The following is an 8,204-nucleotide window of genomic DNA, read 5'->3' as shown; positions in this document are numbered from 1 at the left end:
GATTAGTGTTGTCATTATGGGGACTGGTCTGTACTATGTAGGTATCTAAGGTATTTGAGCTGGGGAATCATACACCAAAGTAAACACCACAAACCCTAGCAACAACCTCAGCGCAAACCTCAGCCCTCTAGTCTATTTAAGTAAGGGAAATCAAGTATACAGCGGGTTTCAATGCCGTGAAGTACAGTATATATAGCGTTTTTTATCGTTTTTTGGGAGATGACGACCAAGGCAGATAATTTCAAATCCGGTCAAATAATGATTATATCCCTGATCGGGTAATTGGTAATTCGTAATTGGAAATTAGTAGTTGACGATTCCCTATTTACCATTACCAAACATCCAGAGGTGCGACCCGAAGGCGCTTTGAGCGAATTTAATTCTTAATGGGTCAAGCCCACCTAGGAATAGTTAACAAACCAGTAATTAACCGGACTTGATATCATCTCGCCTTTTCAGTCAATCAGACCGACTGAAAACTTGTAATTAAAGCAATATTAGGATTGAATTTCGTTATGACGGTACTAGCAGGATTTTACGTTTCTGGCGCTCTCTACTTTTTCTCGATCTGGTTTCAAGCGTTCCAGAAAGACACTAATTTATCTCCTGATCAAATCCGCTCTTCTTGGATAGTGTTGACGATAGCAAGCATTTTTTGGCCAATTGTTGCCCCGATTGCTAATCTGGAGAAGAGTTCTAGAAAAAAAGATAGTTTAGTTCAGGAACAAGAGTTGGATCCTAATAAAACAGGTATTTCACCTGAGCTATCCCGCACTTAATTGGTAAATATCAATTGAATGATACTGATATTAGATCCGGGAACATCAGTCTTGTAAAAATTGGGTAATGGTAAATGGGTAACTATGATTACTTCCAAGCCATTACCCATTCTAATATCTTGCACCTTCACTTAAAAGCTCTAAAATTTAGTAATCTTAATTCAGGAGCTTCGAGTCAGAATAAGTCAAAGTTATGTTGTTGGAATATAAGAGTTTTTCTGCTGCTGATACGCGCAGCCTACTCAACCAACCATCAAGATCTGCCAAAGCGCGATCGCGATATGCTCCATACCGTTCTCGCTTATTCTTAATCCGCACTGGCAATTCGGGTAAAATGCCAAAATTTGGTGGCATAGGCTGAAAATGCTTAGGTGATGCGGAACTGATAAAGTCAAACAAGGCTCCCATCATCGTAGTGGGTGGCATCGTTACCAGTTCCAATCCCAATACCAGTCGCGCCGCATTGGTACCAGCCAGCCACCCTCCCGCAGCTGCTGCTGTATAACTTTCTGTTCCTACCAATTGACCAGCTGCCAACAAAGTAGACCGTTTTTTGAACTGTAGGGTTGGTTGCAATAACTCAGGAGCATTGAGAAACGTGTTCCGATGCATCACTCCCATGCGCACAAACTCTGCTTCTTCCAAACCCGGAATCAGTCGAAATACCCGTTTCTGCTCACCCCAGCGCAAATTGGTTTGGAATCCCACCATATTCCACAGCTGACCTGCTTTATCTTCCTGTCGCAGCTGTACCACAGCATAAGGACGCTGGTGCTGATTTTCTGGGGCGCGGAAGTCTCCCTTACGGGCATCAAACAGTCCCACTGGCTTCAGAGGACCGTAACGCATAGTATCTTCCCCCCGACGAGCCATCTCCTCAATCGGTAGGCACCCTTCAAAAAATTTAGCAGTTTCTTGCTCAAAGTCTTTCAATTCCGCCTTTTGAGCTGCACACAGTTCTTCCCAGAAGTGACGATACTGTTCCCGATTCATGGGACAATTAAGATAAGCAGCTTCTCCTTTGTCATACCGGGATGCCATAAAGGCAATATCACGATTGATGGATTCCCCCACTACAATCGGTGATGCGGCATCAAAAAAACTAAAGTATTCTAAACCAGTGAACTGTTGCAGGTCTTCGGCTAAAGCAGGACTAGTCAACGGACCGGTTGTAAGTACCACCACCCCTGTGGTAGTAATTTGCGGAACTTCCTCCCGCTGCAACTCGATCAGGGGATGACTAGCTAAGGTTTCCGTCAATTCCCGACTAAATACTGCTCGGTCTACAGCTAAGGCACCCCCAGCTGGAACAGCATGTTGATCAGCTTTGCCAATAATAATTGAACCAAGGCGTCTCAATTCTTCGTGCAACAAACCCGCAGCGCGATCGCTTGACTTAGCACCAAAGGAATTACTACATACTAGTTCTGCCAATTCGACCGTATGATGAGCCGGGGATAGTCGCACTGGTCGCATTTCGTGCAACACCACTGGTACTCCAGCCTGAGCAATTTGCCAAGCGGCTTCTGTACCCGCTAATCCACCACCGATAACATTTACTTGTTGTTTGTCATTAGTCATTATATAGCAAAGGGAACAGGGAATAGGGAACAGGGAATAGGGAGTAGGGAGTAGGGAGTAGGGAGTAGGGAGTAGGGAGTAGGGAAAAGAGAACAGGAAAAAAATCCTGTGTACCTCATTTCTATGACAACCACTTTATTCAATTGTTAATTATTAATTGTTAACTTTTAATTGTTAACTTTTAATATCAACCAATTCACAATTAACAATTTTATATTCTCAATTATCACTCCTCAATTTTAAATTTTAACGGGACACGATCTGACTAAATAGTTAACAATTTAGTGATTGTTCCTGGTACTGGCAAAATAATAGTGACTAAAATCAACAAGGCTATAATTCCGCACAAATCTCGCCAGTTGTCAAGTTCTGAAACATCATTAAGGGCTGGTTCATCTGCCACTGGCATGAATAAAATAATAATTCCCCACAGGAGTAATTCTGGCTGGATAAATACTAGGAGCATCATTAACAGCCGGGTAATCTGACCAATGGTCATACCAGTTCTTTGACCCAACATCGCATGGACGATATGTCCACCATCCAGTTGTCCGACTGGCATTAAATTGAAAGCAGTAACAACTAAACCGACATAACCAGCGACTGCCACAGGATGAAGGTTAATGGCTGTGTTGGAGACAAATTCACTGCCCAATGCCCATTTACTTAGTAAGCTTAGCAAAAGGGAAAATCGGGGATCGAGGGATTCTAGGTTCAAGATTCCTGAAGAGTCAGACAAAGGCACTACAGTGGAATGGGCTAATCCCCACATTAGGATTGGTAGGGTAACCACTAAACCGACTAGTGGACCAGCAATGCCTATATCAAATAAGGCTTTACGGTTAGGAACAGGAGAGCGTATATGAATAAATGCTCCCAATGTTCCCAAGAATAAAAAGGGTATGGGGATAAAGTAAGGCAGAGTTGTACGCACCTTGTAAACCATTGCGGCGAAATAATGACCGAGTTCATGAATGCTGAGAATTGCCATTAAGGCCAGGGCATAGGGCAGTCCTTGCAGTAAAACTGCTGGGTCAGTCAGGGGATTTTCCGACACCCCAGTTATCTGAGTGCCCATCCAGGTGGTGGTAAACAAAGTAATCACCATCAGCCCCAATGCTAAACCAGGTCGCGTTAATGATTCAGACCCCCTGTAAGGTTTGGTTGATTTTTTGGTATTGGGCACTAGAGCAAAAAAGGGTTTGCCGCTAAAGCTTTCTTGAAAGACTACGAAGAAGCGATCGCCAAACTCGGCTTCTATATTTGACCGCACGGTACGGTAGGCTTGCTCTGGGTTAGTGCGCAGTTTGCCGCGACACAACACTACTTGAGGTCGGTACTCAATATTCTGGAGATAGTAGATTCCCCAGGGAAAACAATTTCTGAGGTCTTTTTCTTCTTCTTTAGTAATGGGACGAAGGCTTGACTTTTCAGTTGCCGATGCAATTTTGGCGACCGGGTCTGAGGTACTTGTTTTAGTCGGATTGTCTTTGGTCATGGTTGAATTGGGAGCTGGGCGTCCCCACTGAATCAGCAGCCAGTACAACGGCAAGCAAATCACAAATGGACCGAGCAATAGGGCTGGTGGTATTGGTGTGTTCTTACCATTGAACAGAGTCCAACCAATCCAGACTAGTGGTGGAGTCATCATTACCAGCCACAGTAACCATACTGGTGTCCGGGTGAGGCTGGCAACGGTGCGCTGGATAACGAAGTAGGTAATCACAGCGAGTAAAATAAATGTAAATGGGAGTAGCCAGAGTTCCATGATGAAAGATCACACCGTCTACTAAAAACTACAATTAAACTACAAGCATTGTGCAACCCGATCCTCCAGCAAAAGGCGATTTTTCTCTTACGCCAAGCGCATCGTCTAATCAGCAACCTGCTGCATCCAAGCCACCACGCCTTGTTCTAGATACCATTTTTGCTTTTCCACCCAATCGAGATACGTTAGGTGGTACGGCTTATATTATTGTAGGAAATTCCTTCAACCTATTGATTGATTGTCCTGCCTGGAATGAGACTAACCAAGAATTTTTGCGTGAGCAAGGGGGAGTCTCATTACTGTTTATTACCCATCGGGGTGGTATTGGTAAAGCAAAGGAAATTCAGGAGAGTATGGGGTGCCAAGTCCTGATTCAAGAACAAGAGGCTTACTTACTGCCGGGATTGGAGGTAGTTACATTTCACCAGGAGTTGACTATAAATCCCTGCTGCTACGTCATTTGGACTCCTGGTCACTCTCCTGGTTCTTCTTGTCTTTACTACACTGGTGCCGGGGGTGTGCTATTTTCTGGGCGTCATTTGCTTCCTAGTAAACAAGGAGAACCGTTGCCCCTGCGAACCCCGAAAACATTTCATTGGCCAAGACAGATTCGGAGTGTACAATCTCTGCTTGAGCGTTTTACCCCAGAGACTCTTCAATTTATCTGTCCTGGTGCCAATACTGGTTTTTTGCGAGGGAAAGGCGTAATTGACCAAGCTTACGAGGGTTTATCAGACGTAAGGGCGAAGTTTGAAAACCCAGAAGCGTTATATATCTGAGGCCCTGACCCCCTGATGCTCTCACGCCCTAATCTACAGATAATCTAACTTGCCTTAGCTAGAAAAGGATCAGATGTTAACAAATTGATTGCTTCCTGATACTGACTATCTGCTTCTGTCCCCACTTGGCTCATAGTAATTGCTTCTAAAGGCACCTCCAAGTCTGGCTCAATCCCTAATTTATTAATATCCCGGTGATTGGGGGTCTCGTACTTGGCAACGGTAACTGCTAATCCTGACCCATCTATTAGTTCAAATAACGACTGAATTAACCCTTTGCCAAAGGTTTTTTCCCCTACTAGCTTTGCCCTACCATTGTCCTGTAAAGCCCCAGCTAGAATCTCACTAGCACTGGCGCTGCCTTCATTAACTAATACGACCAAGGGGTCTTCCGTAAGAGCGTCACCATAGGCTTCAAAGCTACCAATGGTGCCTTGGCGGTTAACGGTGTAAACAATAGTGCCTTGATCTAACCAGAGGCGAGCAATTTCAATACCTGCCTGCAATAGACCCCCTGGGTTATTCCTCAGATCAAGAATATAGCCATCTGCACCCATCTCCTTGAGTTTAGCAACGGCGTGGGCAACTTCCATTGGGGCGTTAGCACTAAATTGAGACAGACGAATATAACCGACTGGGTCTCTATTGTCCTGGGTATCGAGGACTGAATACACTGGGTTTAGGGAAATGCGATCGCGTACTATTTCCACCAATTTTGGTTGTTCTTTCTTGCTTTGAATCTTCAAGGTAACCGTTGTACCAATTGGTCCGCGCATCTGTGCTGCCGCTTCATCTAGAGTCATGTTCCTAGTCAGCATGCCATCAATTTCTAGGATGTGATCCCGTGCTCGGATACCGGCTAAATCTGCTGGTGATTGAGCAATTGGGGTGATTACTTCTAACTCACCAGTTTCCACATCAATCGCAATTTGTAGCCCGACACCAGAGAGTTCACCAGAGGTGCTGATTTGCAAACTATGATATTGGTCGGGTCTGAGCAATCGTGTGAAGGGATCCCCAAGACTCCCTAACATGTTTTCTATGGCCGTATAGGTAGCTTCACGATTAGGCAGCCGCTTTTTCAAGGTCTTCTGACGTAACAACCACCAATTCTGATGGTTAAAGGTATCATCAACGTAGGATTGAGAGACAATCCGCCAAGCTTGGGAAAAAAGCCTTTGCTCCTGAGAGAAGGCAGCTGCTGTTGGTGTCCACCAGGCAGACAATAGCATGATTGGGAAGGTTAGTAAGAGTCCAACCCAGAAGGCTCGTTTGTGCATGATCAAAAATTTATGAGAGTACTTGTTAAGTTATGTTACCTGTAACCGCGATCAGGTATAATATTTGGGCTGTAACCGCCAGAGTTGACGGCAAATTAATGAAGCAGGTCATGTTAAAATTAACATCATGTAACATATAGGCTGTATTCGTTGTAAATTAAGGAGTTGAACACTCCGACGTTCAACGTCTGACGGCAAAATCCTTTCGGAAACTCTGGCCTCATGTTTTCTAAGCAAATCACTGACTCGAAAGTATACGACTGGTTTGAGGAGCGTCTGGAAATTCAGGCACTTTCCGATGACATCACTTCAAAGTACGTACCTCCCCACGTTAATATTTTTTACTGCCTGGGTGGAATTACTCTAACTTGCTTTATAATCCAGTTTGCCACTGGATTTGCCATGACCTTCTACTACAAGCCGACGGTCGCTGAAGCATTTAGCTCTGTACAGTACATTATGACTGACGTGAGCTTCGGCTGGCTGATCCGCTCTGTTCACCGCTGGTCTGCCAGCATGATGGTGCTGATGATGATTTTGCACGTCTTCCGGGTCTATTTGACTGGTGGTTTCAAAAAGCCCCGTGAACTGACCTGGGTGACAGGGGTAGTTTTAGCAGTAATTACCGTCTCCTTCGGTGTGACTGGCTACTCCTTGCCTTGGGACCAAGTTGGTTACTGGGCGGTCAAGATTGTATCTGGCGTTCCTGAAGCTATTCCCGTGGTTGGTTCTTTAATCGTCGAACTGCTGCGGGGTGGTACTAGTGTAGGTCAGGGTACTCTGAGTCGCTACTACAGTCTACATACCTTTGTGCTGCCCTGGTTTATCGCTGTCTTCATGCTGCTGCACTTCCTGATGATTCGCAAACAGGGCATTTCTGGTCCGTTGTAAATCTGTACTGACTAAAAGTCAGGAAAGTGTTAAAACTAAATGCAAACCTTGCTGCTGCCACCTGCTTACCTTTACTTATTAAGGAGAAGAATTTAAGCAATGTCAGTTCTTAAAAAGCCGGATCTAGACGATCCAATTTTACGTGCCAAACTAGCCAAGGGGATGGGTCATAATTATTATGGCGAGCCAGCTTGGCCTAATGACCTCCTCTACGTTTTCCCAGTGGTAATCATGGGTTCCATTGCTCTATGCATTGGTTTAGCTGTGCTTGATCCAGCTATGATTGGTGAACCAGCCGATCCCTTTGCCACACCTTTAGAAATCCTCCCGGAATGGTATCTATATCCTGTTTTCCAAATTTTGCGGATTCTCCCTAATAAACTTTTGGGTATTGCTGCTATGGGATCAGTTCCCTTGGGTCTGATGCTGGTTCCCTTCATCGAAGGTGTGAACAAATTCCAGAACCCATTCCGCCGTCCAGTGGCAACTACGGTATTTTTATTTGGTACCCTAGTCACCATCTGGCTTGGTGTTGGTGCTACCTTACCCATTGATCAGTCTTTGACTTGGGGTCTGTTTTAAGATAAGCCTAACCATCAGGCTGATCCTACAACTAGAGTTTTCACTAGAGTTTGTGGGATTTCCAGTGGTTAGTTATTAGTCCTTTAAAAAAGCTTTTCTGAAAATCCCACGTACTTTGAGCCGTGGGATTTTTGTTTGATAGCAATTTCTCTAATGCATTTAGAAATAGTTCGAGGTTAGTGGACAGTTACATAAAGTATCATAAAGTTTAGTAAAGTCTGTGAGTATTTGCTAGAATAGAGACATGACCCTAGTACCACTCCGTAAGGCGGTCGAACTTACGGGACTCTCTCAAACCACTTAACAGGAAATACGCAGACAATGGCACCATCAAATGTGAGCGAACCCCAAGCGGGTATCGACTGTTCGATACAGTTAGTCTTGCCACTTTGGGAAAACGACAAGCCCCTGAGCCAGTCACCATCTGTTACTGTCGAGTCAGCAGCAGTAAACAATTTGACGACCTCGCCAGGCAAGTCGCGTACATGCACTCGCTTTTTCCGGAAGCGGAAATCATCTTTGACATTGGCTGAGGACTCAACTA

General features: G+C 44.7%; 8 protein-coding genes. 4 read left to right on the top strand and 4 right to left on the bottom strand.

Going from position 1 to position 8,204, the window contains the following annotated elements; genetic code table 11:
- The first annotated feature begins 515 nt into the window (after positions 1 to 515).
- Complete coding sequence (locus tag F6K20_RS14630) at positions 516 to 779, top strand: hypothetical protein (protein ID WP_009149169.1); 264 nt, start codon at positions 516 to 518, stop codon at positions 777 to 779.
- Positions 780 to 935: 156 nt separating this feature from the next.
- Here the strand turns inward: F6K20_RS14630 and trmFO are convergent, their stop codons facing one another.
- Both trmFO and F6K20_RS14620 read right to left on the bottom strand, forming a co-directional pair.
- The gene (gene trmFO / locus F6K20_RS14625; RefSeq protein ID WP_009149167.1) at positions 936 to 2,360 is read right to left on the bottom strand and encodes an FADH(2)-oxidizing methylenetetrahydrofolate--tRNA-(uracil(54)-C(5))-methyltransferase TrmFO; all 1,425 of its coding nucleotides are present in this window, start codon (positions 2,358 to 2,360) and stop codon (positions 936 to 938) included.
- A 265-nt stretch (positions 2,361 to 2,625) separates the two neighbouring features.
- The gene (locus tag F6K20_RS14620; RefSeq protein ID WP_287265771.1) at positions 2,626 to 4,128 is read right to left on the bottom strand and encodes a site-2 protease family protein; all 1,503 of its coding nucleotides are present in this window, start codon (positions 4,126 to 4,128) and stop codon (positions 2,626 to 2,628) included.
- Between the two features lie 50 nt (positions 4,129 to 4,178).
- Here F6K20_RS14620 and F6K20_RS14615 point away from each other — a divergent pair, with 50 nt between their 5' ends.
- On the top strand, positions 4,179 to 4,907 hold the full coding sequence (locus F6K20_RS14615) for an MBL fold metallo-hydrolase (RefSeq protein ID WP_287265772.1): 729 nt from the start codon (positions 4,179 to 4,181) through the stop codon (positions 4,905 to 4,907).
- A 44-nt stretch (positions 4,908 to 4,951) separates the two neighbouring features.
- Here the strand turns inward: F6K20_RS14615 and ctpA are convergent, their stop codons facing one another.
- On the bottom strand, positions 4,952 to 6,187 hold the full coding sequence (gene ctpA / locus F6K20_RS14610; protein ID WP_287295107.1) for a carboxyl-terminal processing protease CtpA: 1,236 nt from the start codon (positions 6,185 to 6,187) through the stop codon (positions 4,952 to 4,954).
- Between the two features lie 222 nt (positions 6,188 to 6,409).
- On the opposite strand from ctpA, the gene petB reads away from it, so the two are divergent.
- On the top strand, positions 6,410 to 7,078 hold the full coding sequence (gene petB, locus F6K20_RS14605) for a cytochrome b6 (protein ID WP_009149163.1): 669 nt from the start codon (positions 6,410 to 6,412) through the stop codon (positions 7,076 to 7,078).
- A 99-nt stretch (positions 7,079 to 7,177) separates the two neighbouring features.
- Complete coding sequence (gene petD, locus F6K20_RS14600) at positions 7,178 to 7,660, top strand: cytochrome b6-f complex subunit IV (protein WP_009149162.1); 483 nt, start codon at positions 7,178 to 7,180, stop codon at positions 7,658 to 7,660.
- A 278-nt stretch (positions 7,661 to 7,938) separates the two neighbouring features.
- Here petD and F6K20_RS40665 read toward each other — a convergent pair.
- Positions 7,939 to 8,204, bottom strand: a 266-nt coding sequence (locus F6K20_RS40665; protein WP_502708834.1) for a hypothetical protein, incomplete at its 5' end; no start/stop codon positions are given.

This window comes from Moorena sp. SIO2C4, assembly GCF_010672485.1.
Taxonomy (GTDB): Bacteria; Cyanobacteriota; Cyanobacteriia; order Cyanobacteriales; family Coleofasciculaceae; genus Moorena; species Moorena producens.
Note: the sequence above shows the minus strand (reverse complement) of the source record. Positions and strands in the feature narration are given on the sequence as shown.

What these genes read in the sequence shown, in the direction of transcription:
- petD (WP_009149162.1), top strand. Translation starts at nt 7,178, where the DNA reads ATGTCAGTTCTTAAAAAGCCGGATCTAGACGATCCAATTTTACGTGCC.
- F6K20_RS14630 (WP_009149169.1), top strand. Translation starts at nt 516, where the DNA reads ATGACGGTACTAGCAGGATTTTACGTTTCTGGCGCTCTCTACTTTTTC.
- petB (WP_009149163.1), top strand. Translation starts at nt 6,410, where the DNA reads ATGTTTTCTAAGCAAATCACTGACTCGAAAGTATACGACTGGTTTGAG.
- trmFO (WP_009149167.1), bottom strand. Translation starts at nt 2,360, where the DNA reads ATGACTAATGACAAACAACAAGTAAATGTTATCGGTGGTGGATTAGCG.
- F6K20_RS14620 (WP_287265771.1), bottom strand. Translation starts at nt 4,128, where the DNA reads ATGGAACTCTGGCTACTCCCATTTACATTTATTTTACTCGCTGTGATT.
- ctpA (WP_287295107.1), bottom strand. Translation starts at nt 6,187, where the DNA reads ATGCACAAACGAGCCTTCTGGGTTGGACTCTTACTAACCTTCCCAATC.